Raw genomic sequence first — 26,545 nt, 5'->3', positions numbered from 1 at the left:
ATCGCCGCTGCCACAATCGCAGGCGGCTCAACGCCGTGCGTTTTTCGCGGCGTAATCACCGTCAGCACCGGCTCTGCTCCCATGGCAGCAACACATGACGCGAAGACTTGCCCGATTTCCTCCGTATCCGTATCGGATACAATGCACACATTCTCCCCTGCTTCCAATTTCACCGCGTCCTGCAAAATTCGAGTCGCCACCGCATACAATTTAAAATTTTCCATCCTGCCTTCCTCCATATCGTACTTGTTATTGTAAAGACGAACGTGCCTATTACTTGATATCCAGCTCTTTGACCATTTTCAACATGAAAACAACGGAATCCGAAATATGCTCCTGTGCCCGCTTGCGGGCCAGGGCCGGCTTTCTCCCGGCGATTGCATCGAAAATAGCTTGATGCTGACTTACAGTGACAAGTGGTCTTTGTTTATCCCGCCCCCATAGCATAATGCGGAGTAGATTGAAGTTGGCTCGCTGCTGCGCCAGACAATCGGCTAGCGCTTGATTGCCGCTTGCTTGTGCTATCATTCCGTGAAAATCATGGTTGTGCTGTACGGTCTCCAGTTCATTTACGGATGCTGTTTTCATTCGTGCGGTTACAGTATTCAGCATCCTCTGCATGGCAAGCACTTGTTCATCGGATGCTCTTGTTGCCGCCAAGTAAGCTGATAATCCTTCCAGTTCGGCACGTAACTCGTAAAAGTCTTCAATCTCTTTTACAGAAAGCTGCCGGAGACGGACCCCGTGGTGAGGAACCGCTTCCAACAAGCGCTCTTGTACCAGCATGCAAAGCGCTTCGCGTATCGGCGTACTGCTGACTCCTAATATCTCTTTGATTTGCCGCTCCCGGATCCATTCCCCCATCTGAAAATAGCCGGAAGCGATGAGCTCGCTCAGACGATTGTAGACCGCTGTGGTCGTCGTCTCTTTTACGATTTTTCTTGAAATCTCAACCATATTGTCTTCTCCTTACTGAAGAATGGCAATCGGAAAATGGCGCTACCGTTTTTGCAAAAGCGCTTGAAGATAGGTCGGTTTGACAGGGATTTCACTAATCTTCACGTTCCAAGGACGCAGCGCATCCTCTACCGCCGACTGAATAACAGCCAGTACAGGGATCGTTCCGCTCTCCCCCGCTCCTTTGGCACCTAAAGGATTCAGCGGGGAAGGCGTTTCGATATGGCCTATTATCATTTCAGGGCTCTCAGTCGAGGATGGAACCAGGTAATCCATCAATGTGCTTGTCAGGAGCTGGCCCTGCTTGTCATAAATGACTTCTTCATATAATGCATTTCCAAGACCGTTTACGATGCCTCCCTGCATTTGCCCGTTCACAACCAGCGGATTCAGCAAACGGCCACAATCATGCATGGATGTATATTCCAGCACTTTTATACCATATGAATTCATGTCCACCTCAACGACAGCCATGTCGGCCATGGAGGAGACGGTGGCTGCTTGGGGTGCGAAGTAATCGGTAGCTTCAAGTCCCGGCGTAACCGGCAATGAATACGTCGTCCCTGGAAATACCCCCCTTGCTTCGGAAGCCAATTCCCCAAGCGAAACCGTATCTAAAGGATGGTTTTTGTTCCGAACGAAGCCACCGGAAAGCTCGAGATCCTCTTCCTTTGCCTGCAGTATGTGGGCCGCAATTTTTATTGCTTTTTCTTTGACCGCTTGTGCCGCCCGATAGATGGCTGTTCCTGTAATCGTCGCAATCCGGCTGGCAAACGTTCCAGTACCATACGGAATAAGCTTGGTGTCGCCCTGTCTGACCGTTACCCGTGCCAGCGGCAAATCGAGCACTTCTGCAGCAACTTGTGCCAGTGTCGTCTCGTGGCCCTGCCCCTGGGATGCAGCCCCGGTAATGACGGTTACTTCTCCATTCACTTCCACCCGCACCGTGGCCCCTTCAAACGAACCAAAGCCGGTATTTTCAATCGCGCAGGCAATACCGATCCCGATGTACTTGCCCTGTTTGCGGTACTCCTGCTGCCGCTCTCTCCATTTGTAATACCTACTTTTTTCCACCACCTCATCCATCAAGCGGATGTAATCTCCGCTATCGTACACTTGCGGCGTACCGTCCCTTGATAACAGCCCCGTACGATACGGAAACTCATCCGCATGGATAAGATTTATGCGCCGAATCTCCACCGGATCCATTCCCAGCTTTTCCGCTGCTTGATCAAGAAGGCGATTTAAGATTAACGCGGCCTGAGGGCGGCCGGCTCCCCGGAATGGAGCATGGGGCACTGTATTGGTGTAGAGCACCCGTACATCACAGAAATAGTTCGGTACTTTATATGGACCCGGAATGAGCGTTGAGGTCATCAGCGGCACAATAATCCCCCAGGGGACATATGCCCCTGTATTGGCCAGCATCTTATCCACTACCGCTACAATCCTTCCTTCTGACGTGACGCCGAGTGATGCTTCATGAAGCTGTTCCCGTTCGTGAATGGAACCCATCATATGTTCCATTCTGTCTTCAATCCATCTCACAGGTGCGCCCAACTGGCAGGAAGCCCAGCATACGAGAAAATCCTCTACATAAAACGGCGCCTTTGCTCCGAATGCCCCCCCTACATCAGGAGCAATGACCCGAATCTGATTTTCCGAGAGCTTAAGCAATTTGGCCAAAATATTTCTCATTTCATGCTGATTTTGGGTGGTCGCATAAACTTCCAAATACGGTTCGACACCTTTGTCGTTCCAATTTGCAAGCATTCCTCTCGTTTCGATTGGCAAACAGCTGACCCTTCCGATTCGAAACCGATGGTGTACGACTACATCCGCCTGTTTCATCGCCGCCTCGGCATCCCCAATGGATTGGGTAAAGTGCGCCGCTTCATTCGACGTGAGATGTTCATGGGCCAGGGGAGCATCGTCTTGTACGGCATCCTCAAGGCGGGCGACCGCAGGCAGCGGTTCATACTCAATGGAAATAAGATCCAGTGCATCTTCTGCAATATAGCGATTTTCTGCAATGACCATTGCCACCGGCTCACCTACATGATGCACTACCCGATTGAACGGACGCTGTGTGACAGGCGTCAAATTTCTATGCGGAAAAAGAAGGGGCAGAGAAGGAAAATCGATGCCATCCTGCGGTCCGAATACGGCAACGACGCCCGGCAGGCGACGCGCCGCTTCCAGCTCGATTGTCCGAATGTACGCATGGGCATGCGGACTTCGTAAAAAGGCGACACTGAGCGTATTCGGTATGCGTAAATCGGCGATATACTGCCCTTGTCCCTGAACCAGTCTGGGGTCAATTTTTCTCTTTACCGGCTGCCCCAACGTTTTCATAGAACCACCTCTGATTTTCCCGCACCGCACGCTGCTTGCCGAATGGCAGAGCGGATGATTTCCGGCCGAATGGGCAACGACTTGATTTCAAAATTGTACGCTTCCAATGCGTCACAAATCGCATTGGCCAGCGCGGGTGCGACCGCTACCGTTCCGCCTTCGCCAGCTCCTTTTACACCAAGCGGATTTCGGGGTGAAGGCGCGTTTTCAAATAGAGCAATGTCGATGTGCGGCACTTCCATCGAGCTTGGGATAAGGTAATCCATAAACGTACCGGACAGCAACTGTCCCGTTTCGCTATAGCGAAGCTCCTCATAGAAAGCACCGCCCAATCCTTGTGCCATCCCGCCGATTAGCTGTCCTTTTACCAACAGAGGGTTAATGGCGCGACCGATATCATATCCGATATAGTACTTAAGAATTTTTACTTGCCCTGTATCTTTGTCAATTTCCACCTCGGCTGCATGCACTCCGTACGGGTACGTCATATGTGAGGCGGAAAACGTATGCTCTTCATGAAGAGAAATGCCCGCTTCTACGCACCGCTGAACCATGTCATGATAGGATAACAGGATACGCCCTGTTTTCGCCTCCACGATGGCCTCCTCTCGCATGTCCAGCTTCTCCCGCGGCATGCGCACCCATTCTGCGGCCGCACATAACAATCGATCCTTCAAGGATGCGGCAGCCAGCCACGCAGCGGAGCCTCCCATCACTGTTCCGCGTGTCGCGAACGATCCGTTTCCTTTCTTCACGGTGTCCGTATCACCATGCAATACTTTGACCCGCGTGCAGGGAATTCCTAACTGATCACTGCATACCTGGGCGATCATTGTTTTCATTCCCTGACCCACATCCGCAAGCCCGGTTTTGCAGTACACGTCTCCGTTTTCAAGAATGTCAATCTCCGCATATTCCCATGGACCGAGGCCGGATTTCTCCACGAACATCGCCAGCCCCAGTCCGAGCAATTTTCCCTGCGCCGCCGCATCCTTTTTTCTCTGTGTAAAGCCATCCCAATCGACTGCTTTACGTACCTCTTGCAGTATGTGTAGATAATCGCCGCTATCCAATTCGACAACTTGCCCCAGTGCTGAAATCCCGTTGGAATACGGCAATTTTTCAGGCGGAATAATGTTTTTCTCACGTACGAACACCGGATCGAGTTGTAGTTTTCGGGCAATCATATCGATAATACGTTCGCGTACAAATGTGCCCTCGAATCGCCCCGGCCCTCGATACGTACCCGTAGGGGTTTTGTTCGTTACGACCACATGGGTAATAAATTCGAGCGCCTCAATATCGTACGGTCCGGTGAACATCGCCTGTGCCAGGGCAGGAACCGTTACTCCGTGCGTACGAATATAAGCGCCTGTATCGACAAAGATTTCATCGCGCAGTGCCATGATGCGTCCTTCTTTATCGAAACCGACCGTCACCCGATGCTTTTGTTCTCTCGAATGGTTCGTGGCCAACAGGTGTTCTAGCCGATCCTCAATCCAACGAACCGGACGCTCAAGCTGCAGTGCAGCGTACGGAATTAAGTAGTCTTCCGGATAGAATTCGCCTCGCGGTCCGAAGCCGCCCCCCACATCCGTTTCGACGTAGCGAATATCTTTGCTTTCTTTCTTTAAAAGACGGCAAAGAATTTTATGATTAAAATGGACAACTTTCGTAGGTCCATATACAGTCAGGCGACCGTTCGCCTCACAGGCGGCCACCAATCCCCTTGTCTCAAGGGGGACACCCGTATGCCTTTGTACGTATAATTCTTCTTGCAACACATACGGACATTGAGCCAGCTTGTCATCGACCGATCCTTTCTCTGAATGAATGAGAAACACATCATTGCTTCCTATGGTCGGATGCAGCAGATTGTCTCCGGCTGCCAGCGCACTGTCCGTATCCGCCAGGGGCGGAAGCGGCTCATATTGGATGTTTACAGCCTCTGCTGCATCTTCTGCCACGTATCGATTGGCAGCGACGACCAGAACAACCGGCTCTCCAACATACCGCACCCTCTCTTTTGCTAACGGGTACTGCAGCGCATATTCCAGCGCTCCTTCCGGTGACAATCGCATCGGAATCGGCGGAAGATCCTGCGGTAAATCCTGTGCCGTTACAATCAATAGAACGCCAGGCAGCCGGGCGGCCGCCTCGGTTTGTATGGAAAGAATTTTCGCGTGGGCATGGGGACTGCGGACAACAACAGCTTCACACTGCCCGGGAAGTTGAATGTCTCCGGCGTATCGCCCTTGCCCTGTAAGAAGCGCAACATCTTCAATGCGTTTTACGCTGGAACCGATGGACATTCCATTCACTCCTTCCCCTGCCGCATTATCTTCGCAGCATGTTCAACTGCATCTACGATAGATTGATAGCCGGTGCAGCGGCACAAATTTCCGGAAATCCCTTCTCTAACTTCTTCCCGGGAAGGATTCGGATTCTCTTCAAGAAAATGATAGGCTGTCATCAGCATCCCCGGTGTACAAAATCCGCACTGCAGCCCGTGCTTTTCCCAAAATGCATCCTGCAACGGATGCAGTGTCCCATCTTCACCAGCAAGTCCCTCGACCGTTAGAATCGTCGAATTGTCGGCCTGTACGGCAAACACCAGACAAGAGCGAACCGGACGGCCATCCATAATAATCGTGCAGGCGCCGCAAATCCCGTGCTCGCATCCGACGTGCGTTCCTGTGAGTCCGATTTCATCCCTGATAACATCCGAGAGCAGCATCCGCGGCTCTACCCACACCGTAGATTCTTTACCGTTAATGGTTAACGTGATGCTTTTCAACTTGCTGCCGTCTATTTTTGACGTTTTCGTCGTCATTGGACTATCCGCCATGTTTCCACCTCGCTTTAGACATAACTGAATTGCGCTTTTGCACGCTGAATGGCCTTTTCGAGCACGCGCCGACTGAGGGTTACGCTCAAATCTTTACGGTACTCGGTACTTGCATGAATGTCAGGCTCAGGATCTATCGCATCGCGAATGCTCTCACAGCATTCAGCAATCAAATCGCTGTCTGGCTCTTGCCCTTCAAGCTCTTCTTCCACATCTTCAAGTCTGATCGGCGCTCCATCAACACCGCCTAATCCCAAACGCACCGATTCGATGCTTCCGTCTTGAGCGATAGTGACAGAGGCAGCGGCCAAGACGATGGCAAAATCCCCTTTCCGCAGCGCAAATTCCTCAATGGCGTGTCCAGTGCGGGCCGCAATTCTTGGAAAATTCGCGGAAACGAGAATTTCATTCGGCTCAATTGTCGTCGTCAAATAGGTCAGAAAGAACTCTTCTGCCTCTACCGTCCTCTCTCCCTCAAGCGAGGCAAGCGTTACCGTTCCTCCCAATGTACGCAGAATCACAGGGAGTTCTGCCGTGGAGTCAGCATGGACCAGGCTGCCGCCGATGGTTCCTCTCGAACGAATCTGGGAATGCCCGACAAGCTTGATGCCTTCTGACAGCATGGGACAAACCTCGAGAATGTGCGGAGAGTGCTCGACCGTGTAATGGCGGGTGGTCGCTCCGATTTGAACATCCGTATCATGTATGCGGATATAAGCAAGCTCATCTAGCTTGCCAATATCAATGAGCGCCTGCGGACGCGCCAATCTCATATTCATCGTAGGAATCAGACTTTGTCCGCCCGCGAGAATTTTCGCGTCATAGCCAAACTCTTCAAGTAGTTCCAGCGCTTCCTGCATTGTTTTTGGCGTGTAATAATCAAAAGCCGCCGGTTTCATGAGGGGCCTCCTTTCTGTATTTACGTTTTTCGAATTTCCTGCACAGAAGATGCGACAAATTCTCCTAACACTCCGCACAGCGCTTCTCTTTTTAAGAAGCAAATCTGGGTGTTGCCGGCTCCTGGCCGCGGCTCTGTATCTGTTACCGGAATGTTGTGCGTCAACACCCGGTGCCATTCCATCTGCAAATCATCGACAGCAAAAGCCAGGTGTTCGATGCCTTCTCCATGGCTCTGTAAGAAATCCCATGCGGCACTGCCTGGCTTTAGTGGCTGAATAAGTTCTAACTGCACCTCGCCCAGGGGAATGAACGCAATCAACAGCAGCCCGCCACCGTAATCTTCGATCCGTTCGACTTGCAGCCCCAGCACGTTTTCATATGTTTCGATCGCTCGGTCCAAATCTGATACAATGATCCCGATATGGTCCAACTTCTTTACCGACAAAGCCTTCCCTCCTTACATTTCGCTGTCTATGACCAGCAAAGGATGGAATTCAAGCGCCAGGTGGCGCTCGAATTCCGCTTTGAGCTGCCGTTATCTATATCCCTATCCATTGAGCTTGTAGTGTTCCGGACGGCGATCTTTCAACAAATCATTCCGCTTGCCCACTCGTTTGTCTCTGGATAGAGACACATCCACATCCGCCAGCAAACAATCGGCATCGTACTTTGATGCCGGGCCGGCCACTACCCTGGACATTGAATCCACAATCAGGCTGGCCCCCATATACCGTACGTCTCGTTCTTTGCCTGCACGGTCCGCACAAACAATAGCCATCCGATTGCTGTACGTATGAGCTACAGCGAGATAATTGGCGAGGCAATATCCTCTTTCATCCCACAGTACGGACTTTCCGATGGAGGTCCAGGTAGTAGGCACAAGCAGCACGTCACACCCTCCAAGCGCAACGGACCGGACGGCTTCGGGAAATCGAAGGTCATAGCAAACGAGCATGCTTACAGTTGTTTTAAGTTTTTCGATAAGAAAAGTCTGAAATCCAACGTTACCAGGGGAAAGATATTCCTTTTCCCAATCGAATAGATGCACTTTACGATAATGGCCGACAGGGCCGTTTGGACCTACCAATACAGCCGTGTTATACAATGTACTACCTTCGCGTTCCAGAATGCCGCCAGCGATGTATCCACCGTATACGGATGCAAGCCTCTGCCAGTATGCTACACTCGGTCCATCGAGTTCCTCCGCGAACGCATCGGCTTCGTCGCGTGAACGCATTACATACTGGTGATTGGCACATTCCGGCAAAACGATAATTTTTGCTCCGTCTGCAAATAACGCTTCAATCGCCTGGCCGTTGGTTCTACGGTTGGTGTCGATGTAGTCTTTTCCCGACACATTACACGCTTGAACAACGCCAATTTTCATGTCGGATTACTCCGCCGCAACCGTCATTCGCTGCTGTTTTCGGTCTAAGATGTCTTTCATCTGTCCGCCATCGATATTGACCACAGAATTATGCACGAAGCTCGCACGCTCTGAAGCTAGGAACACAACGACGTCAGCGACTTCCTGTGCGGTGGCGATTCGACCAAACGGCATCGATTTGCTCGCCGCTTCATTCGCTTCATTCACGCTAATTTTCAAATCACGCGCATATGCTTCGGTTAGCGTTTCCCAGCGCCCGGTATCCACCGGACCAGGGTTAACGCAGTTAATTCGGATGTTATCATTGCCGTACTGGTTCCCCAGCGCCGTCATTACGGCCAAATCTGCGGCATTTACCGCCGTACCCGTAAGCTCCCACCAGGATGGTTTGACACCGTCGTTTCCGACTACGTTGACGATAACGCCCTGCTTTTGTTTAAGGAATTGCGGAATGGTCGCTTTCGCCATACGGACATAGCCGCGGAACTTCAGCCCCATCGCAAAATCCCAATCCTCTTCTGTTAAATCCAGCAGCAATCCCCCCGGAGCCGCACCTGCGCAGTTGATGAGAATGTCGATTTTCCCGAAATGCTCCACCGTTTTCTGCACAGCATCCACGGCACCGGCTTCATGCTGCAAGTCGGCCGGAATGGTTAATACGTCCGCTTGAGGAACCTCGCTTTGCAGCTGACTTTTTGCTTTCTCGAGATCTTCACTGTTTCGTGCTACCAGGGCCACGGAGGCTCCTTCTCTCACAAAAGTCAGGCCCGTCTGACGTCCAATTCCTTTGCTGCCGCCGGTGATCAATACAACTTTTCCTTCTAATCCAAGATTCATCTTTCATTCGCTCCTTTGTTAAAATTTTTTATTTTAATAGAGGGAAATCACATCAATCAATGAAACTGTGTAGTTGTTTCTCTGGCGATTTTCTTGAAAAACTCCTTGACGATAAGCTTTGCGATACCGGACAGCATGCGCTGGCCTACCCCGGCAACTTTCCCGCCTACCTGGGCAACTCCATTGTATTTAATGTAGGTTTTCATCTCTTCATGCACCAATTCGACTGTTGCGTCACCCTCCACAAACCCGACCGGACTGTTTGCGCTCATCACCAGGCGATAGCGATCCGGTTCGCTTTTGTCTAAAATCTTAATGGTAGATTCATAGTCACCACGCACCGCCGCAATGCCGACGCTAATCTCAGCCTTGTAGCAATCAGGCTCGATTTCTATCAATGACTTGCAGCCCGGTGTCGCTTTCTGTAGCGCCGCGGGATTATTCAATGCCCGCCATACATCTTCTTTTGGAGCTTTTACAACCACTTCACCGTTTACGTTCATGTGTGTTTCCTCCTTAGTCATCAATTTGTGCTACGACACGTGCCGGAGATCCATCTCCTCCTACAACCGGCAAAGGCAGCGCAATTAACGTAAACTCACGCGCATGAATTGCCTCTAAATTCACCAGATTTTCAATAAGAGGAATTTCACTGCCTAATAAGATGGGATGATTCGGGTACGGAGGTGCCCCATCTACCGCAAAGTCTAAGCCGACAGCCACAACCCCCGCATCACGCAGCCACATGGCCGCTTCCTGGGATAAGTACGGGTTGTTTTCATACAATTCCTTGGAATTCCAATGCTTCGAGGCCCAATCTCCCCATAATACAAGCCGCTTCCCTTGAACCAATTCCTCCGTGAGACCGCCTGCTGTTTTCAATTCATCCAGCGTAATCTCATGATTCGGCTTAGCTACTTCGCGCACATCCACCAGCAGCGCTGGTCCGATAAACACATCGAGCGGAATCTGTTCGATGGTCTTCCCGTCTGAAAAAAAATGATACGGCGAATCAATGTGCGTACCGGTATGGATACTGAAAAGTACTTCGGTATTGGATCGCTTCTCAACCTCATGAGTAGTAATGGGCGTAAAAGTAATGGATGGATGTCCCTTTAGCGGCTGCACTTCCGGTCCCCAGGGCATAGTCAAATCAACGAGTCTTGTCATCCTCTGACCTCCTCTAGACATAATTCACTTCTTTTTCTTTTGCTTTTTCCTCTTCCGCCTGCATCTCCACCGTTTCAAAGAACGGCTTACGCACACGCGTCTCTTTGCCCAGAATCCATACATTCAAAGCTGCGAGTGCACAGGCGATGAAAAACATTGAGAAAATTACGGTAAACGGTACTTTTGCCGCAACCATATACCCGACGACCAGCGGACCGAGGATCGCACCGATGCGTCCGGCCGCATTCGCCATTCCGGCGCCTGTCGCACGAACTTCCGGGTCATAATGGTCGGTCGTATAGGCATAGGTCGTACCTGTCACCCCGAGATAAAAGAATGATAAAGCCATCCCGGACATAATCAGCACCGGAAGCGTTTCGGCTGTCCCAAAGAAAAACGCGCTCACTGCAGCACATACCAGGTACGTAATGAGGACGAATTTGCGGCCCACTTTTTCAACCAGCCACGCCGCGCTGAAAAAGCCAGGCAATTGGGTCAGCGTCATCAACAAAACGTATCCGAAGCTTTTAATGAGTCCGAACCCTTTCATGACCATTATGGATGGCAGCCACAAAAACATGCCGTGATATGAAAACATCACGAACAACCACAGAATCCAGAGCATTGCAGTCGCACGCGCATATTTGGGCGACCAAAGAGACTTCATATTGCGCCATATGGAAGACTTCTGTTTATCCACCTTGTGAAATGCCGGGGAATCAGGAAGCCCCCAACGCATATAGATAGCCAAAAGGGCCGGAAGCGCTCCAATGATAAGCGCTGAACGCCATCCCCATATCGGCATGATGAAGTAAGCAATGACAGCCGATAAAATCCATCCAACCGCCCAGAAACTCTCCAGCAATACAACCATACGTCCCCGTTTGTGTGCGGGAACATTCTCCGATACAAGCGTGGATGCGACCGGAAGCTCTCCTCCCAACCCTAAACCGATAAAGAATCGGAAGACCAAAAAGATAGCCAATGTAGTAGACATTGCCGAGAATCCACTTGCGACAGAAAATAAAAGCACGGTATACATTAACACTTTGTTACGGCCAATCCGGTCTGCCAGCGACCCGGCCACAATCGCTCCGATAAGCATACCGATTGCGTTAATGCTTCCAATCCACCCGGCTTGCTGAGGAGTCAAGTGCCATTCTTCAATTAACGCAGCTGCAATAAAGGAAATGATTCCAACATCCATTGCATCAAAAACCCAACTAAGACCCGCCACCACAAATATTTTGCGAAAGGATACTGGTTTGGTACTATCGGAGCTCACAAAAATCCTCCTTCTTCGCCTCATGTTAGGATTTTTCCGTATCATAATTCCTTTCCCCATCAACAGCCTGCGTGCTGACTCCTCTTTTGTTTCGTTTGCTCTCCCCCTTTCTTTGTATTATTTTAATCTTCCTAAAAAACTAAATTTTAAATTTATTAAGAAAATTATAGTGTGCATTCTATATAATGTTAAATATCAAAGATTTATATTCTCATAAATATTTGTAATACACCTGCCGGGCAAAATAAAAAAAGGCCTTGATTAGCCTTTTTCAAAATGTCCCTTGAAATCCTAGAGAGCGGGAAAGATGTAAACACTCTTGTTTAAGAAGGACGACAGAGGGCGAATCATCGGAGATGTCGAACACGCCGAGTAACCCGATAATCGTGACCGCCGCCACCATGTTGTTTTCACCGTTGAATACCGGACAACCGATCGCCACCACCCCCGGTACAAGACTCTCCATTGTTCTCGAGAACCCTTTCTCCTTAATCGTAGCCAGCGTATGCTTAAATACAGTTGCATCTGCCGACATTTCCTCTAGCTCTTTTTGAATGAGCTTTTCCGTTTTTTCCCCTGGCTTATATGCTGCAAACAGTTGCCCTGCCGTCGTATTCAGCATACTGCCCGTTGAACCGACCTGAATTCCTATCTTAATTTGCCGGTTGCTTTCCTCCAGATGGATGAAATAAGGCCCGTTATCCCCCCATACCGATAAAGCCACGGTTTCGTTCAGCGTTTCTTTTAACCGAAGTAACGAAGGTCTGGCTTGCTCCTTAATATCAATGCGTTGATACGCTTTCAATCCAATCCGGATGAAGGCATCTCCAATCGAGTACCGAAGCGATTCATCTCTTTCCAAAAAACCGGTACGCCAAAAACTCGTAAGATAACGATGGAGTTTGCTTTTCGATATATCTGCTAACTTAGCAATTTCCGTTATTGTTAAAGGCTTTTCGGCCTCTCCTATCTTCTTCAAAATATTAATTCCCAGCTCTAAGGATTGAATGCCTTGACCGTTCATCTCCATATCATTTCTCATCAGATTGCTCCCCTCCGGTTGCGAAAAAAATATAATTTGTCTGCATATACCTCTCTTTTATATCATGGTGGATTATTCTTATTATGCTTGCCACTACCGTTCATGTCCACTTTTTGGAACCAAGTTAGCCAGCCATCCTCCTTATTTTATCTATACAATCCGTAAGCGCTGTCGAGACACCTGGGCAGCATGAAAACCCGGAACTCTAAATTCCGGGTTTTCGTTGTTGAACGGCTTACCATAATAGGCGGGAGCGAACAATAATTTAGAAAAGGGTATAAGAACCGGGACCGATCAGCGCTACGCCAATCGCGATGGCAATCAAAACCAAATTGTATTCAAACCCGTTTGCGGTTGCCCAGTATCCGTTTTTCGCATGTACAGTAAAAGTGGCGACCAGCATAATGATGACGATAAGCGCAGCACCAACCGACGTCAAAATGCCTGCCGCAAACAAAGCACCTCCCACCAGCTCCCCTGCTCCGGCCAGAAAGGCCATCCATACACCCGGTCTCACACCAATAGACTCCAACCATCCACCGGTGCCTTTCAGTCCATAGCCGCCAAACCAGCCAAACAGCTTTTGTGCACCATGCCCCATAAAAGTTAAGCCAATAACCAAACGGATAAGTAAAATTCCAGCGTCCGCCATTTTGCAACCCTCCGTTTATATTTTTGTACATTACTAACTTTATGAAAGTACAGTAACGCTTATTACTTACTTTTATAAAGGCAATATCATAAAAAACCGGCCTAAAAGCAGGCCGGCTTATTCGCTTCCACGTTGTTCATTCTTCCCGAAGCATCCGCCGATTCGTTAGCGGCACTTTCTTAGTACAGCCCTCACCGGACTTCCATCCGCTTCTGCCAGAGGCAATGGAAGAGCCGCTAGTTCATAGTCTCCGGGCGGTACATCGTCCAGCACGATTCCTTCCAGGATGTGAATCCCGTAACGGGTCAGCCTATGGTGGGCGGGCAGCTCTTTGCTGTCCAACGGGTCGACAGAAGGCAAATCCAGGCCAATCAGGCGAACCCCTTTTTCTGAAAGATAGGCAGCTGCTTCAGGCTGTACATGGGGGATGTTCTCCGGGAAAACACTCCGGTCCCGCCAGGCACCTGTATAAATCAATAGCCGGTTTACTCCCTCTATCCCTATGCTATTCAATTCATTCAAACCAATCCTGTCAGTGCCGGGCAGATGAATGACACGGGCACGACCAATATATACATCCAGGTCCAGTTCAATCACCCGCTTTCCTTCATCATCAAAATGAAAAGGAGCATCAATGTGCGTACCTGTATGCACGCTCATGGTGATCTGACCTACATTGACCGATCCGCTGTCCCGCTTTCCCCAATTCAGCCGATAGGAAAAAGGCGTATCCCCCGGCCAAACGGCCGCCTTTTCGTCCAGCCGCTGGGAAATGTCAATCCATGAATTCATCGGTACCCCTCCGTTGGACTCCGCTTACAGCTTCGTTCTCAAACTCCATAATTCAGGGAAAAAGTGCTGCTCCAGCGCCTTTTTTAAATACGTAACACCCGATGATCCGCCGGTTCCCTGTTTATGGCCGATAATACGTTCCACCGTGATCATATGATTGTACCGCCACAACTGTTGCCCGCTTCCGATATCCACCATTTTCTCCGCCAGCTCATACAAATCCCAGTATTTATCCACATTGCGGTACACAGTCAGCCAGGCGGCTTCCACACTGGCATGAGGCTGATACTGTTGTGATAGATCCCTTCCAAGACACTCCCCATCAATCGGCAGTCCGCGGGCTGCCAGCGCTTCAATCGCCGCGTCATAAAGGCTGGGCTCATGAAGCGCTTTCTGCATTTGGGCATACAGTTCAGGCTGATGCCGAAAAACGGCCAGCATATGAACGTTTTTATTTCCAAGAGCAAATTCGATCAGCCTGTTTTGGTAAGATTGGAATCCGGATGCATGGCCCAGTTTATCCCTGAACTCCATATATTCAGCCGGTGTCAAAGTGGACAGGACACTCCATGACTGAATCAATTGCTGCTGGATTCTGGAAACACGGGATAACATCTTACACGGCGCTTCCAGCTCGCCGCAGCGGATACACCGGATGGCTGCGGATAGCTCATGTAAAATCAGCTTCATCCATAACTCGCTGGCCTGATGAATAATAATAAAGAGCATTTCATCATGATGCGCGGACAATCTCTGTTGACTGGACAATACCTTATCAAGCTGGAGATAATCTCCGTAAGACATCTCTTTTTTAAAATCAGTATGAATGTCTTTTCCTAATCCCGACTTGGCATCGTCCTCATTTTTGTTCATATGCGGCATGACGTTTTCCCCCTCCGCTTTCACAAATGGGCTTTTATCCGCTTTCGGCTAATTCCACTTGATAATTAAGCGATCACTTCGCGCTCGTTCTTAAATTTTTTGTATTGTTTTTCTTCCATTATATTTTTCAGCGTTTGTACGGCTTTCCAAATCTCCGCATAAGAGGTATAGAGCGCGATCGGCGCAAGACGAATCATGTTAGGCGCACGAAAATCGGGAATGACACCGTTTTCTTTCAGCGATTTGCAGATGCGCGCGGCCTCTTCGTGCTCAAGGCTAATGTGCCCTCCCCGGCGCCTGTCATCTCTCGGATTTCCAATGACAAAACCCATATTTGGAAGCTCGTGTTCAAGCAAATCCATCAAATACCGGGTCATATGCAGGGATTTCCGGCGAATGTTCTCAATGCCAGCCTCTGCAAAAATTTCCAGAGAGCCGATCAAAGGAGCAAGACTCAATATATGGGGCGTTCCAATTTGATAAGCACCCGCTGTTTCCGCCGGCGTCAGCGTATGCTCCATGTCAAACTGTTTGTCTTTTTTTGAACCGAACCACCCGGCCAGACCTGGATGACGCCCGAAATGCTTCCGATTAACATACAATCCACCCACACAGCCGGGACCGCCGTTTACATACTTGTAGTTGCACCAGTAAGCAAAATCTACACCCCATTCACTAAAGGAATGCGGGATTGCCCCAATGGAATGGCATCCGTCGAATCCGATCAAAATTCCGCGGGCATGGGCTTCCTTTGTCAATCGCTCCATATCCAGGATTTGACCACTGCGGTAAAGAACGGTCGGCAGGATAACGAGAGCAATCTCGTCCGTCATAGCGGCAATGATATCTTCCTCTTCAAGGAATCTGCCATTCCGGCTTCTTACCTGAATAAGATGCGTATCCGGCTCGTATCCGTGCAGACGAAGCTGGCTTTGCAGCGCATAAATATCGGATGGAAAAGTAAGCTCATCCGCTAGAATCCTGGTTCGTTTTCCTTCGGGCTGATAGAAAGTAGCCACCAGTTGATGTAAATTCACCGTGGTAGAGCCAGTTACGATTACTTCATCAGGAGCAGCTCCCACTAATGGCGCACTCATCTCCCCCAGTCGCTCTGACAGATAAAACCAGCGATGATTTCCTCTGCTCCATCCGCCAATCCCCAGCTCTCTCCAATCATCCAGAGATTCCAACAATGTTTTCTCCGCTCTCTTGGAAAGAAGGCCCAGCGAATTTCCATCCATGTAAATGGAGGTAGGAGGTAAGTAAAACTCGCTGCGAAAGCGGGAAAGCCTATCGTTTTGATCCAACTGCCGGGCGCATTCTAACGTTGGTTCAAAAAAATAAAGAGACATAATAACCTCCTTGATGCGGAAGACTGTTACACGAATAAAATCATAGAAACAATATAGTGAGTATACATTACTAAAGATTCCATCATTTTATGCCCGATTTATACACTCTTTTTGCCGGAGTGCTACATTCGCAACAAAAAAGGCCCACTATGAAAGTGGGCAAAAAACGCTTCTATACTTTATTTGTTTTCCGCATTATACTCTTTTAAGGCTTTTTCAATATAAGAGTTATCCACGACTTCTTTGGTATCCACCTTCCTCTTAAGTCCGCCAAGATCGTACAGAAGATCTGCCGTTTCCTGCTGGTTTTTTATCACTTCATCGGTGATCGGAAGGTTCGCCGCTTCGGAGTTTTTGATAACCTGGCGAATAATCTTTTCGTCTACTTTCTTCAATTTTGCATACAATTTAACGGCTTCTTCCGGATGTTCTTTTTGCCAGCGGGTTGCTTTTTCCGTTACTTTCAAATAACGAACAACCAGGTCGGGATTTTCTTCCGCAAACTTACTGCGCACGATTTGAAATCCCGGGCTTGATGATTGAATCGTTTCCCCGTTAGCGATCACTTTCGCACCATTTTTGATAACCTGTGTGGATTGGAACGGCTCCCAAATCGCCCATGCATCGACGGAACCGGTTTCGAAAGCCGGCTGCGCTTCATCCGGCTGTAGTTGAATGATTTTTACATCGGCCGGGTCGATGTTCGCCTTGGCCAGAGCCTTGTATAACAGCCCGTAAGCGCTGCTTCCTTTGGCTACTGCAATTTTTTTGCCTTTTAAGTCCTGAAGCGTGCGAATCTGACTGTCTTTGCGAACCAGAATGGCATCGCCTTTCTCCCCGTTGCTTCCATTTGCGATTTCTTTAAACGGGACATTGGCCGCCTGGCCAGCAAGGACGGGAATGTTCCCCACCCGTCCAAAGTCCAGCCGGTTGGAAACGATAGCTTCAAAATAAGCAGGTCCACTTTGAAATTCCACCCAGTTCACCTTCGCACCGACTTTTGCGAACTCTTCTTCAAACCAGCCCTTTTCTTTTGCAATCAGAATTGGCCAGATGCTCTGTTGAATGCCGATATTTACGACTTTTTCTTCCTTGGTCTGAGCCTTTGCTTCTCCTGCATCCTTTTGACCCGCAGTTTCTTTATTTCCGCACCCTGCCACCAAGGCAAAAACCACTGTCAAAAGAAAAACCCCCATTAAACCTCTTACTTTTTTCATAACAAGCCTCCTTCTTCTTTATCCTATAGGGTGCCTTCTCCTTTATAGCTTTCACGCCATTTCAATAATTTGGATTCAAAATAGCGCACCAAAGAATCTGTCAATTTACCAACCAAAGCAAAAATAATAATGCCTACAAACACAATGTCGGTCTGGGTAAACTGTCTGGCGTCCATAATCATATAGCCTACCCCTTCACTTGATCCCATCAGTTCAGCCACAACAAGGCCGAGCCAGGCAATCCCCAGCGAGAGACGGATGCCGAGCAAAATGTTCGGCATGGCTGCAGGCAAAATGAGTTTGGTGACCAGCTTTACTCTGTTAAACTCAAGAATGCGCGCCACCTCAAACAATTTTGCATCGACTCCGCGAATGCCAAGGAATGTATTGAGATAGACCGGAAAGAATGCCCCTTTTGCAATCAACAGCACTTTGGACAGCTCCCCAAAACCGAACCACAGAATAAACAGCGGCATGACAGCCAGATGCGGAATGGTTCGCAGCATTTGAAGCGTAGGATCCATCGTCTGTTCAGCCCGATTGAAAAATCCGACCAGTGTGCCCAGAATCAGCCCCAATCCCGCTCCTAGCAAAAACCCCAGCACGGCACGGAATATACTGATTTGTAGATGAGAGAATAATTCTCCGGACACAATCAGGTCGATGAAGGCCTGGCCAATTGCTACGGGCGTAGGTAAAATGGTACTGGAAACCAGATTCATCGCCCCAACCGTCTGCCATATCCCCAATATCATCGCAGGAAGAATCATTCCTTGAACTGCCTGTTTTCCTTTTGTTTTCAGTGCCGTAACCGCGTGACGATTGGGTTTGCTTTTTACACTTTCCGTCGCGCCTGTAATGCGAATCGCTTCGTTCGTATTTTGCATACTACCTCCCTCGCTGACTCTTCGTTTTTTAGGGGGGGCGTTATATACCCGACCCACCGATAAACTGAGCTTCTTCTATTTTTTCGAATTCGCTCATCACTCGTTGTCGAATCTCCTGAAAGCAAGTGCCCGCCCGCGCACGGGGATAGGGAAGATGGACAGGAATAATTTTGCTGATCCTTCCCGGCCGCGGACTCATGATGAAGACCCGATTGGCAAGATAGATGGACTCGTCGATATCATGGGTAACAAGGATCATCGTTGTTTTGTTCCGCCGCCAGATGTCCAATAAAACATCCTGAAGGTGATTGCGGGTAAAGGCATCCAAAGCTCCGAACGGTTCATCCAAAAGAAGAATGGCGGGTCTGCGCAGAAGTGCTCTCGCAATCGCCACACGCTGGGACATTCCTCCGGACAATTCCCGCGGGTACGCCTTCTCAAATCCTTCAAGGCGTACAACACGAATCAATTCATCCACACGGTTGCGGATTTCCGGGTCTTTCAAAGATAAATCGGCGGCGATGTTCTTCTCTACCGTCAACCAGGGAAATAAACGGTGTTCCTGAAAAATAAACCCCTGGTTAATGCCGGGACGCTCGATTTTCTTACCGCCGAGAATGGCTGCTCCTTCGTAATCTGTATCCAGCCCGGCGATAATTTTAAGCAATGTGCTTTTTCCGCATCCGCTTGGTCCAATCACCGTGATAAACTCCCCGGGCTTTATCTTAGCATTGATGTTATCTAGCACATGAATTCTGCCCTGCGGGTTCGTAAACGATTTATGAAGCGAGTCAATGCGCAGTTCTGCAGATTGCGTCAAGTCTCTTTTCTCCTCTCTCGCAGATATTGTTCATCGTTAAAGCTGAACGGCGGTATTTTTTTGCTGCTGCAGCTTTCTTTTTACGACGGGCAATAAAAGCTTCCCTGTGATTTCTGCTTCTTCCAGATTTGGGTAACCGGAAAAAATAAAGGAGGAGATGCCAGCGTCCACATATTCAATAATACGGTCAGCCACTTGCTCAGGCGTTCCTACCAGCATCATAGCGCCGCCTCCCCGTACGATGGATAAGCCCGCCCAAAGATTCGGAGCAATCACATACCCATTTTCTTCTGATTCGCTGCGAAGCTGGTTTTGTCTTTTCTGCCCTACTGCATCGGTTTGGGTAAATCGCACGTTGGATTGTTCTACCGCTTTTTTGTCTGCTTTACTGATAATTTCCCATGCGGCTGCCCAGGCCGCCTCTTCCGTTTCCCGGACGAGTACCTGAGCCCGCAGACCGTAACGGAGCTTGCGGTCGATCCCCTTTTCCTGCCGAAGCTCCTTACGAATGCGTTCCATTTCGTCGATTTGCTCTTCAATCCATCCCAGCGGCTCCGGCCACATCAGGTAAACATCCGCGATTTCGGCGGCTGTGCGTTTTCCTGCTACTGAACTGCCACCAAAGTAAATCGGCGGATGCGGTTTTTGTACGGGAGGGGGGTAACTGGCCCCGCCTTCAATCTCATAATATTTCCCTTTAAAATGAACTTTTTTGATTTCCCGGTAATTTTCATTTGCAGCCAGATATTTAGACTTATGTGTATTAGAGTTAATCAGCACCTCTTTTACGATGGTCATGAATTCCAGCGTTCTTTCGTATCTTTCGTCATGCGAGAACGCCAGCGGATCGCCCATCGCCACAAGATCCGGTGGTGTACCGCCCGTTACTACGTTAATGGCGACTCTTCCGTTGGAAATGTAATCGAGGGATGTCGCCATACGCGCCGCCGTAATCGGTGAAATAAGACCTGGACGCATAGCCACCAGCGGACGCAATACCTTGGTATGGGTTGCGATAGCCGAGCCTACAATCCAAGCATCCAGGCAGCCGCCTCCTGTCGGAATAAGCGCAAACGTATAGCCCGCCTCTTCGGCAGCCTGCGCTACCTGAATCATGTAACCTGCTGTAGACTCGCGTTCTAATTCTGTTCCAATATATTTCCCATCGCCTGTCGTAGGAATAAACCATCCAAATTCTACATCCTGTACCGCTGTTGACATTTTCTCCGCCTCTCCTTTTTAGTAATGTCTTCGATAATGACGAAGCAAAAACAACAAAAAAAGACTCTATCATTTTGCAAACACAGGCAAAATAACAGAGCCTTCAGTTGACTGATCGGCCATCTAAAATGCTATCAATTTCTCACATTATAAACATTTATATTCCGATAAGTCAAGTAAGAATAAAAAATCACTGGATGGATCAACACGCCTTTCGGTGATAAAAGGCAGGGGTTTTGTTAGAGCTACGGAAATGCATAGTATGATTAGCGCCCTCTCCAGATCGGAGGACGCTTTTCGAGAAAGGCGCAAATGCCTTCATGCGCATCTTCCGCTACTGCATTTACACTCATCACTTCACGAGCAAAAGAGTAGGCAAGAGACTGTGGCATCTCCATCTGTTTATAGAAGGCTTGCTTGCCGATTCCGACCGTATACGGACTGGCTTCCGCGATTTTGCGAGCAAGCGCTTCTGTCGCTTCCGTCAGCTTCTCTTCCGCCACAGCCCGGTTAATGAGTCCGGCGGCTACGGCATCCTGAGCCGACATTGCCTCTCCTGTCAAAAGCATCTCCATCGCTTTCTTGCGGCCGATGGCACGGGAAAGAGCCACCATCGGTGTAGAGCAAAACAAACCGATTTTCACGCCCGGGGTCGCAAAAACAGCCGTATCCGCTGCCACAGCAAGATCGCACGTCGCTACCAACTGGCAGCCGGCGGCGGTGGCGATGCCCTGCACCTGTGCAATAACCGGCTGTGGGATTGTCTGAATCGTTTCCATGAGTTCACTGCAAACTCCAAATAAATTCCGATAGAATGACGCCGTCTCTCCTCTCATTTCTTTCAAATCGTGACCGGCGCAAAAAGCAGGCCCGGCGCCGCGCAATACGACAACAGCAACAGAACGGTTTTCTTGTATTTGTTTAAAGCAGTGGAGCAACTCTTTCATATGTTCAAGAGAAAGAGCATTTCTTTGGGCCGGACGATTCATGGTTACATAAGCAATCGCCCCTTCAATTTCAAATAAAATATGTTGATAGGCCTCTGTTTGAATAGACAAGTGAAAAATTCCCCTTTCAAAACGAATTATTTTTTGTTCCCGGGACTAACGTTCACGCCAGCGCAGCACATAACGCTCCGTCCGCCGCATAATCTGCGTGAGTCCTGCTACAACCAGGCCGATAAAGAGAATCCCGGAGACGACACGTGGATAATCCCCAAAATCACTATAGTTTTTTACATACCATCCGAGACCGGAAGATCCCCCCACAATTTCCGCCGCCGTAAGCAGAATAAATGAAAGAACAAGACCGATCGTCATCCCAGAAAAAATGCTGGGCATCGCTCCAGGCAACAAAATTTTGGCGTACCAATCTTTTCTCGAAATGCCAAGGGTATGCGCGGAATCCAGTAGCCGGTGGTCAATCTGCTTGACTCCGTTCACGGTATTTAAAAAAATCGGCCAGAACGCCCCGATATAAAGAATAAAAGAGGAGGCGAGCCAGAATGTCGGCAGCAGCGCCACTGCATACGGAATGTATACGATCGGCGGAATCGGACTAGCCAGATTTGTGAATGGATGGATAAGCCGCTCGATCCGTTTGCTTTGTCCAACAAGCAATCCGAGCGGAATAGCCGTAACGATAGCGCAGCCAAACGAAACAAATAAAAGAGTAAGGGAGGAGAGCAAACTGGTGAAAAGGAAAGGATAGTCTTCCCCAATTATCGACAGTACGGCTGTCGGACCCGGAAATAAAAAAGGATCTAACCATTGGAAAACATCCGTTGTGATATACCATACGATACCGATAAGAAGAAGCGGCAACCACCCTACCATCCGGCAACCCTCCCTTGCTGTCCCGAAACGTCTTCTCCCTGCAGCAGGCTAAGAAGGCGGGCGCGAATATCGAGCAGCTCCGGATTGCTCAAAAGCTCATTACGTTTGCGCGGCCTCGCCCATGGAATCGCAATCAATTCAGTTATGCGCCCCGGATTGGCTGCCAGAACGGCAATCCGATCGGATAGGTAAATCGCTTCGTCCAGATCATGCGTAACCATAATTACCGTGGGCTTCGGCTTTTTTTCCTGCCAAAGCCGCAAAAGAAGCTCCTGTAGCTGCGCACGGGAAATAGCATCCAGCGCGCCAAAGGGTTCATCCAGCAGCAGAAGCGGCGCTTCGAGCAAAAGCGCACGGGCGATGGCTACCCGCTGCTGTTGGCCGCCGGATAGTTGAATGGGATATTTCTTTTCTGAACCGCTTAGTCCGACCTGGTCAAGGATATGGCGGACCCGCTCCTGGTGATCCCGCCTGGCTCCCTTTCTTTCCTTTTGTTTCAGCGCAAAGAGTAAATTGTCCTCCGCCGTCATCCATGGGAAAAGGGAGTACGTTTGAAACACAACGCCGCGGTCAAGTCCAGGACCTTGAATTTTATGTCCCTGCCACAGAACGCAGCCCTGGGACGGCTCAGATAACCCCGCCAATATATGAAGCAGGGTCGACTTTCCACATCCGCTCGGACCCAACAGGGCAAAAAATTCACCCTGTTGGATCGTGAGACTGACCTGGTCAAGCGCCACAAATTGTTCTTTCTTTCCGGTTGCAAAAACTTTGGATACGCCTTCGATGCTAAGCCCGTTCATTTTGTTCTCCTTTCTCAATGATGCTCATGATTGGCGGCGGTAAAGGTTTGCTGCGCTTGTTTATAGAACGGATCCTGCGGATACTCTTTTTGCAGCTCGGCCAATGCGGTTGCATAAATATCGGTAGTAAAGTGGTCATGCACCTTTGTCGCATCTTTGATGTAGCCCACGGTTTGCATCTGCTCGGCAAATTTAAATACACCGTCTTGATTCGGATCTGCCGAGCTAACTTGATATCCGCCATACAAATCTTTCTCTAATGTGTCTTTGTCCACATTGATATATTTTGCTACATCCGCCACTGTCTTCTCTTTATTTTCTTGCTTGAATTTTTCTGCCTGAATAAGCGCTTTTACAATTTTTACGTATTTTTCCGGGTTTGTTTTTATGTTTTCTGATTTTGCGATGACACGGCAGCACGGATGATCAGGGAATAGTTCATTCGAATAGCTTGTAATCGCCAGCCCCTGCTTCGTAGCAAGCTGAATAAACGGCGTCCATACTACCCCGGCATCCAAACTTCCTTTTTTCACACCCTCAATGACCGCCTTTGGGGAGTCGAACTCTATAATCTTGACATCTTTTTCAAGGTTTAGTCCTTGCTGCGCAAGGGCACCGCGTAGTACAGCATCGCCGGTGGCCAAACGCACAGTTCCGATTTTCTTTCCTTTTAATGTATGCAAATCTTTAAAGCGATCCGCATGTTCCGGCTTCGCAACCAGTGCAGCACCTGTACCCATGGTGCCTGCGTACATGGTAAGATCCGCATCTTTATCAAGGAACGTCAGCGGTGCCGCAGTACCGAACGAGCCAGAGTCCAATTTGCCGGACAACACGGCATTGATGCCTTCCCCTGAATTGGTAAATGCATGCAACTCTGCCTTAAGGCCCTCTTTTTCGAAAAAGCCCTCTTCCTGGGCAATAAAGTATAAGGCGTGTCCCGAGGAAGGAAGGTGGCCAATTTTCACTACTTCTTTTTGCTCTGGACTCTTGCTGTTTTCTTTTGTTTCATTGTGAACAGGAGCGGACGCGCTATTTTTCCCCTCCTGAGGCGCGCACGCTGTTACCCCTCCTAGCAGAGAGAGCGCGAGTAACCCCGTTCCCCACCATTTTATCGACTGTTTCATTTTTTGCCCCCTTTTCATATGTATAAACTTGGTTTTTTGTATGCGTGTTATCTTTCTCTCCCGTCCATCAGGCAAGGACAATGCCATCCGGATCCAAATTGTACATTTGGTTTACCTCTTCTTCCGTAGGATCGGGAATCGTCTCTACATCGGGATGAATATCAATATCAAATCCACTGTTGGCCTGCACATCTTCTATCGTAACTCCTTCATATATCTGCAAAAGTGTCATACGGCGTGTCTCTTCCGGAAACCCATATACGCCAAGTTGCGTCACGACACGATACGGGCCGGTATTCGCCGGAAGCCCGCTTCTCTCCCGTGCGCCTGGTCCGTCTAAATACCCCGGACTGGTTAAGAAGTTCAGCTTCGGCGTGAATTTTCGTTTGTCCTGACGCATCAAAATAATGGTACGCCAGCAGAGGGAGGCGATATCGGAGCCGCCGCCCGAACCCGGCAGGCGAACCTTCGGATTCTCCCAGGACCCGATGACGGTAGTGTTAAGGTTGCCGTACGGATCGATTTCAGCCCCGCCCAGGAATCCATATTCAATGTACCCGGCCTGCGCCAGGCTCATAACATAATCCATTGACCCGACGATGACCCCGTTTCGGAAGGTCAACGATTCGCTAACCTGAATGGGGAGTCGCCCTTCCGGCTGTCCGCCTACGCCGCCCCCTTCATAAATCGTAAGCAATCCCGGCGCATGAAGGCGCTGTGCAAGCGAAGCCGACAGCATGGGCATACCGGTGCCAACGAACACGCTTTTGTTATCCTCCAGTAGTCTTGCCGAAGCCACAATCATGCGTTCCGTATCTGTAGCCATCGCTGTTTACCTCCTTTTTGCAACTTTCGGGTATTTTTCGATGCCATGTTCGATATGTTCTAGCTGACGGAGCCTGCAAAGACCTCCGATTTTTTCAAGATATTCGTAATGGTCTTCCGTCCCAAGAATATAGCGGTGCAGATAATCCTTTACCCCTTCATCCGTAAGAGACGCATCCAGCCATTCCTGCCAGTGTTGTTCATCAAAGGAATACAAGTACGGCACCTGATTCGGATGCGAGCCGTACGGCACTTCTACAACCGCATCGACCACAAAATAAGGAATTTTGGTCAAGTCCGGACGGCGTGTAATTTCTTCTTCCGGGATAATCCTTTCCGTTGTAATGATTACGTGCTTGGCAGCATGTGCGAGTTCAAAATCTTCAGTTATATTGCCGTCGATTTGGCAATTTCCATACTTATCTGCCCGGTGTACATGAAGAATCACCACATCCGGATAGCATGCCGGAATTAATTCGATCGGCTTGCCGGTAAATGGGTCTTCAATTTTCTTCGATCCGCTATAATGCAGCGTATCGGTTCCGATAGCGGTACGGGTGGGATAGAACGATAAGCCTTTCATGGCCGCAGTAAACCGCCATTGAAAAGCTGCATTGGTCGTCTCAGAGATAACAGAGAGCTGCCCGCTTTCGACTGCTGCACGCGCCGGGCGGGAGAGCCCCCGAATCTCATCGCCAAATCCGTATGCAACCTCGGCTCGGCTGACTAGCCCCGCTGCCGTAAGCAGGTTCCAGTCATGCTGTGAGCCTTTTGCGCCTACGGTTAAATCGCCGATTCCCTGACGAATGATTTCATATACAGCAGCCATTGGCGTCCGTACTGACCCCATTCCGCCAAAAACAATATAGTCTCCCGGCTTTACGCCCTGTTCAATGGCCTGTTTTAATGCTACTCGTTTGTCCTTTTTTTCTACTGATTTGTGCTGTCTGCGATAGGCTCGCATTTCATCCGGATCGGCCCAGCCGTACAAATACATATCTTTTTTGTTTTCTACAATCTGACTCATTTTCTCCTCCTTGTGTAAAATTGCCAATAAAAAACCAACCTTCTAAAAGATAAAAGGTTGGTTATATGATTGCATTTTACCAGAATCCAACCTCTTATCTTTCAGAACTGTGTGTCTGCTGGAATTGGCACCGACTTTATATCGGTTGCCGAGGTTTCATCGGGCCAGTCCCTCCGCCTCTCTCGATAAGAGAATATATTTTTATATAATTACGACATCTTCATTTTAAGTCGATAATTAACATTTGTCAACTTGGTTTTATTCCATTAATCTACTCATTTTTATGAATTAGCCGAGAACACTCGTGACTTCAGCCATGAGATG

Annotated in this window: 26 protein-coding genes, 1 pseudogene and 1 riboswitch; all 27 genes and pseudogenes read right to left on the bottom strand. The window is 49.2% G+C overall.

Annotated elements, in window-relative coordinates:
* Window positions 1-224, bottom strand: a pseudogene (locus B2899_RS13655) (aminopeptidase); the annotation flags it as partial.
* A 49-nt stretch (window positions 225-273) separates the two neighbouring features.
* Complete coding sequence (locus B2899_RS13650) at window positions 274-957, bottom strand: GntR family transcriptional regulator (RefSeq protein ID WP_286886542.1); 684 nt, start codon at window positions 955-957, stop codon at window positions 274-276.
* Between the two features lie 42 nt (window positions 958-999).
* Window positions 1,000-3,312: a xanthine dehydrogenase family protein molybdopterin-binding subunit gene (locus B2899_RS13645; RefSeq protein WP_286886539.1), complete on the bottom strand. Its 2,313-nt coding sequence runs from the start codon at window positions 3,310-3,312 to the stop codon at window positions 1,000-1,002.
* A complete protein-coding gene (locus B2899_RS13640; protein ID WP_286886537.1) occupies window positions 3,309-5,624 on the bottom strand; it encodes a xanthine dehydrogenase family protein molybdopterin-binding subunit in 2,316 nt (771 codons plus the stop codon). Before B2899_RS13640 ends, B2899_RS13645 begins: the two co-directional genes overlap by 4 nt.
* Before the next feature lie 5 nt (window positions 5,625-5,629).
* Window positions 5,630-6,160, bottom strand: a complete 531-nt coding sequence (locus tag B2899_RS13635; protein WP_286886535.1) for a (2Fe-2S)-binding protein — start codon at window positions 6,158-6,160, stop codon at window positions 5,630-5,632.
* A 14-nt stretch (window positions 6,161-6,174) separates the two neighbouring features.
* Window positions 6,175-7,059 carry an FAD binding domain-containing protein gene (locus B2899_RS13630; protein ID WP_286886531.1) on the bottom strand — a complete coding sequence of 295 codons (885 nt, stop codon included), beginning with the start codon at window positions 7,057-7,059 and terminating at the stop codon, window positions 6,175-6,177.
* 20 nt (window positions 7,060-7,079) lie between these two features.
* Window positions 7,080-7,505 (bottom strand): VOC family protein, encoded by a 426-nt coding sequence (locus B2899_RS13625; protein WP_286886529.1) that lies wholly within the window; start codon window positions 7,503-7,505, stop codon window positions 7,080-7,082.
* A 102-nt stretch (window positions 7,506-7,607) separates the two neighbouring features.
* On the bottom strand, window positions 7,608-8,447 hold the full coding sequence (locus tag B2899_RS13620; RefSeq protein ID WP_286886527.1) for a nitrilase-related carbon-nitrogen hydrolase: 840 nt from the start codon (window positions 8,445-8,447) through the stop codon (window positions 7,608-7,610).
* A 6-nt stretch (window positions 8,448-8,453) separates the two neighbouring features.
* Window positions 8,454-9,284, bottom strand: coding sequence for an SDR family oxidoreductase (locus tag B2899_RS13615; RefSeq protein WP_286886526.1), 831 nt, complete (start codon window positions 9,282-9,284; stop codon window positions 8,454-8,456).
* 56 nt (window positions 9,285-9,340) lie between these two features.
* On the bottom strand, window positions 9,341-9,787 hold the full coding sequence (locus tag B2899_RS13610) for an SRPBCC family protein (protein ID WP_286886525.1): 447 nt from the start codon (window positions 9,785-9,787) through the stop codon (window positions 9,341-9,343).
* A 13-nt stretch (window positions 9,788-9,800) separates the two neighbouring features.
* Window positions 9,801-10,454, bottom strand: a complete 654-nt coding sequence (locus B2899_RS13605) for a cyclase family protein (RefSeq protein ID WP_286886523.1) — start codon at window positions 10,452-10,454, stop codon at window positions 9,801-9,803.
* A 13-nt stretch (window positions 10,455-10,467) separates the two neighbouring features.
* Window positions 10,468-11,739: an MFS transporter gene (locus B2899_RS13600; protein WP_286886522.1), complete on the bottom strand. Its 1,272-nt coding sequence runs from the start codon at window positions 11,737-11,739 to the stop codon at window positions 10,468-10,470.
* Between the two features lie 271 nt (window positions 11,740-12,010).
* Window positions 12,011-12,781, bottom strand: coding sequence for an IclR family transcriptional regulator (locus tag B2899_RS13595; RefSeq protein WP_286886519.1), 771 nt, complete (start codon window positions 12,779-12,781; stop codon window positions 12,011-12,013).
* A gap of 265 nt (window positions 12,782-13,046) precedes the next feature.
* The gene (locus B2899_RS13590; protein ID WP_146808859.1) at window positions 13,047-13,433 is read right to left on the bottom strand and encodes a DoxX family protein; all 387 of its coding nucleotides are present in this window, start codon (window positions 13,431-13,433) and stop codon (window positions 13,047-13,049) included.
* Window positions 13,434-13,598: 165 nt separating this feature from the next.
* Window positions 13,599-14,225: an arylformamidase gene (kynB, locus tag B2899_RS13585; protein WP_146808858.1), complete on the bottom strand. Its 627-nt coding sequence runs from the start codon at window positions 14,223-14,225 to the stop codon at window positions 13,599-13,601.
* A 24-nt stretch (window positions 14,226-14,249) separates the two neighbouring features.
* Window positions 14,250-15,098, bottom strand: a complete 849-nt coding sequence (gene kynA, locus B2899_RS13580; protein WP_286886556.1) for a tryptophan 2,3-dioxygenase — start codon at window positions 15,096-15,098, stop codon at window positions 14,250-14,252.
* 74 nt (window positions 15,099-15,172) lie between these two features.
* On the bottom strand, window positions 15,173-16,459 hold the full coding sequence (gene kynU / locus B2899_RS13575; protein ID WP_146808857.1) for a kynureninase: 1,287 nt from the start codon (window positions 16,457-16,459) through the stop codon (window positions 15,173-15,175).
* A gap of 179 nt (window positions 16,460-16,638) precedes the next feature.
* Window positions 16,639-17,676: an aliphatic sulfonate ABC transporter substrate-binding protein gene (locus B2899_RS13570; RefSeq protein ID WP_146808856.1), complete on the bottom strand. Its 1,038-nt coding sequence runs from the start codon at window positions 17,674-17,676 to the stop codon at window positions 16,639-16,641.
* Window positions 17,677-17,699: 23 nt separating this feature from the next.
* Entirely contained in the window at window positions 17,700-18,563 is an 864-nt protein-coding gene (locus tag B2899_RS13565; protein ID WP_349679052.1) for an ABC transporter permease, read from the bottom strand.
* A 40-nt stretch (window positions 18,564-18,603) separates the two neighbouring features.
* Window positions 18,604-19,383, bottom strand: coding sequence for an ABC transporter ATP-binding protein (locus B2899_RS13560; protein WP_371863536.1), 780 nt, complete (start codon window positions 19,381-19,383; stop codon window positions 18,604-18,606).
* 36 nt (window positions 19,384-19,419) lie between these two features.
* Entirely contained in the window at window positions 19,420-20,604 is a 1,185-nt protein-coding gene (locus B2899_RS13555; protein ID WP_286886515.1) for an LLM class flavin-dependent oxidoreductase, read from the bottom strand.
* Window positions 20,605-20,870: 266 nt separating this feature from the next.
* Complete coding sequence (locus B2899_RS13550; RefSeq protein WP_218029534.1) at window positions 20,871-21,662, bottom strand: enoyl-CoA hydratase; 792 nt, start codon at window positions 21,660-21,662, stop codon at window positions 20,871-20,873.
* Window positions 21,663-21,707: 45 nt separating this feature from the next.
* Entirely contained in the window at window positions 21,708-22,439 is a 732-nt protein-coding gene (locus tag B2899_RS13545; RefSeq protein WP_286886512.1) for an ABC transporter permease, read from the bottom strand.
* Complete coding sequence (locus B2899_RS13540) at window positions 22,433-23,242, bottom strand: ABC transporter ATP-binding protein (RefSeq protein WP_286886510.1); 810 nt, start codon at window positions 23,240-23,242, stop codon at window positions 22,433-22,435. The genes B2899_RS13545 and B2899_RS13540 overlap by 7 nt, the downstream gene beginning before the upstream one ends.
* A 14-nt stretch (window positions 23,243-23,256) precedes the next feature.
* Window positions 23,257-24,369, bottom strand: a complete 1,113-nt coding sequence (locus B2899_RS13535) for an ABC transporter substrate-binding protein (protein WP_286886508.1) — start codon at window positions 24,367-24,369, stop codon at window positions 23,257-23,259.
* Between the two features lie 67 nt (window positions 24,370-24,436).
* Entirely contained in the window at window positions 24,437-25,195 is a 759-nt protein-coding gene (locus B2899_RS13530) for a CoA-transferase subunit beta (RefSeq protein ID WP_286886506.1), read from the bottom strand.
* 6 nt (window positions 25,196-25,201) lie between these two features.
* Window positions 25,202-26,221 (bottom strand): CoA transferase subunit A, encoded by a 1,020-nt coding sequence (locus tag B2899_RS13525; protein ID WP_146808848.1) that lies wholly within the window; start codon window positions 26,219-26,221, stop codon window positions 25,202-25,204.
* A 91-nt stretch (window positions 26,222-26,312) separates the two neighbouring features.
* A riboswitch (SAM riboswitch) is annotated at window positions 26,313-26,413 on the bottom strand.
* Window positions 26,414-26,545 lie beyond the last annotated feature (132 nt).

Origin of the sequence: Aneurinibacillus sp. UBA3580 (assembly GCF_002375825.1) — a bacterium.
Lineage (GTDB): Bacteria > Bacillota > Bacilli > Aneurinibacillales > Aneurinibacillaceae > Aneurinibacillus > Aneurinibacillus danicus.
This window is presented reverse-complemented; position numbering and strand designations above follow the sequence as displayed.

What these genes read in the sequence shown, in the direction of transcription:
- B2899_RS13650 (WP_286886542.1), bottom strand. Translation starts at nt 957, where the DNA reads ATGGTTGAGATTTCAAGAAAAATCGTAAAAGAGACGACGACCACAGCG.
- B2899_RS13645 (WP_286886539.1), bottom strand. Translation starts at nt 3,312, where the DNA reads ATGAAAACGTTGGGGCAGCCGGTAAAGAGAAAAATTGACCCCAGACTG.
- B2899_RS13640 (WP_286886537.1), bottom strand. Translation starts at nt 5,624, where the DNA reads ATGTCCATCGGTTCCAGCGTAAAACGCATTGAAGATGTTGCGCTTCTT.
- B2899_RS13635 (WP_286886535.1), bottom strand. Translation starts at nt 6,160, where the DNA reads ATGGCGGATAGTCCAATGACGACGAAAACGTCAAAAATAGACGGCAGC.
- B2899_RS13630 (WP_286886531.1), bottom strand. Translation starts at nt 7,059, where the DNA reads ATGAAACCGGCGGCTTTTGATTATTACACGCCAAAAACAATGCAGGAA.
- B2899_RS13620 (WP_286886527.1), bottom strand. Translation starts at nt 8,447, where the DNA reads ATGAAAATTGGCGTTGTTCAAGCGTGTAATGTGTCGGGAAAAGACTAC.
- B2899_RS13615 (WP_286886526.1), bottom strand. Translation starts at nt 9,284, where the DNA reads ATGAATCTTGGATTAGAAGGAAAAGTTGTATTGATCACCGGCGGCAGC.
- B2899_RS13610 (WP_286886525.1), bottom strand. Translation starts at nt 9,787, where the DNA reads ATGAACGTAAACGGTGAAGTGGTTGTAAAAGCTCCAAAAGAAGATGTA.
- B2899_RS13605 (WP_286886523.1), bottom strand. Translation starts at nt 10,454, where the DNA reads ATGACAAGACTCGTTGATTTGACTATGCCCTGGGGACCGGAAGTGCAG.
- B2899_RS13595 (WP_286886519.1), bottom strand. Translation starts at nt 12,781, where the DNA reads ATGAGAAATGATATGGAGATGAACGGTCAAGGCATTCAATCCTTAGAG.
- B2899_RS13590 (WP_146808859.1), bottom strand. Translation starts at nt 13,433, where the DNA reads ATGGCGGACGCTGGAATTTTACTTATCCGTTTGGTTATTGGCTTAACT.
- kynB (WP_146808858.1), bottom strand. Translation starts at nt 14,225, where the DNA reads ATGAATTCATGGATTGACATTTCCCAGCGGCTGGACGAAAAGGCGGCC.
- kynA (WP_286886556.1), bottom strand. Translation starts at nt 15,098, where the DNA reads ATGAACAAAAATGAGGACGATGCCAAGTCGGGATTAGGAAAAGACATT.
- kynU (WP_146808857.1), bottom strand. Translation starts at nt 16,459, where the DNA reads ATGTCTCTTTATTTTTTTGAACCAACGTTAGAATGCGCCCGGCAGTTG.
- B2899_RS13570 (WP_146808856.1), bottom strand. Translation starts at nt 17,676, where the DNA reads ATGAAAAAAGTAAGAGGTTTAATGGGGGTTTTTCTTTTGACAGTGGTT.
- B2899_RS13565 (WP_349679052.1), bottom strand. Translation starts at nt 18,563, where the DNA reads ATGCAAAATACGAACGAAGCGATTCGCATTACAGGCGCGACGGAAAGT.
- B2899_RS13555 (WP_286886515.1), bottom strand. Translation starts at nt 20,604, where the DNA reads ATGTCAACAGCGGTACAGGATGTAGAATTTGGATGGTTTATTCCTACG.
- B2899_RS13545 (WP_286886512.1), bottom strand. Translation starts at nt 22,439, where the DNA reads ATGGTAGGGTGGTTGCCGCTTCTTCTTATCGGTATCGTATGGTATATC.
- B2899_RS13540 (WP_286886510.1), bottom strand. Translation starts at nt 23,242, where the DNA reads ATGAACGGGCTTAGCATCGAAGGCGTATCCAAAGTTTTTGCAACCGGA.
- B2899_RS13535 (WP_286886508.1), bottom strand. Translation starts at nt 24,369, where the DNA reads ATGAAACAGTCGATAAAATGGTGGGGAACGGGGTTACTCGCGCTCTCT.
- B2899_RS13530 (WP_286886506.1), bottom strand. Translation starts at nt 25,195, where the DNA reads ATGGCTACAGATACGGAACGCATGATTGTGGCTTCGGCAAGACTACTG.
- B2899_RS13525 (WP_146808848.1), bottom strand. Translation starts at nt 26,221, where the DNA reads ATGAGTCAGATTGTAGAAAACAAAAAAGATATGTATTTGTACGGCTGG.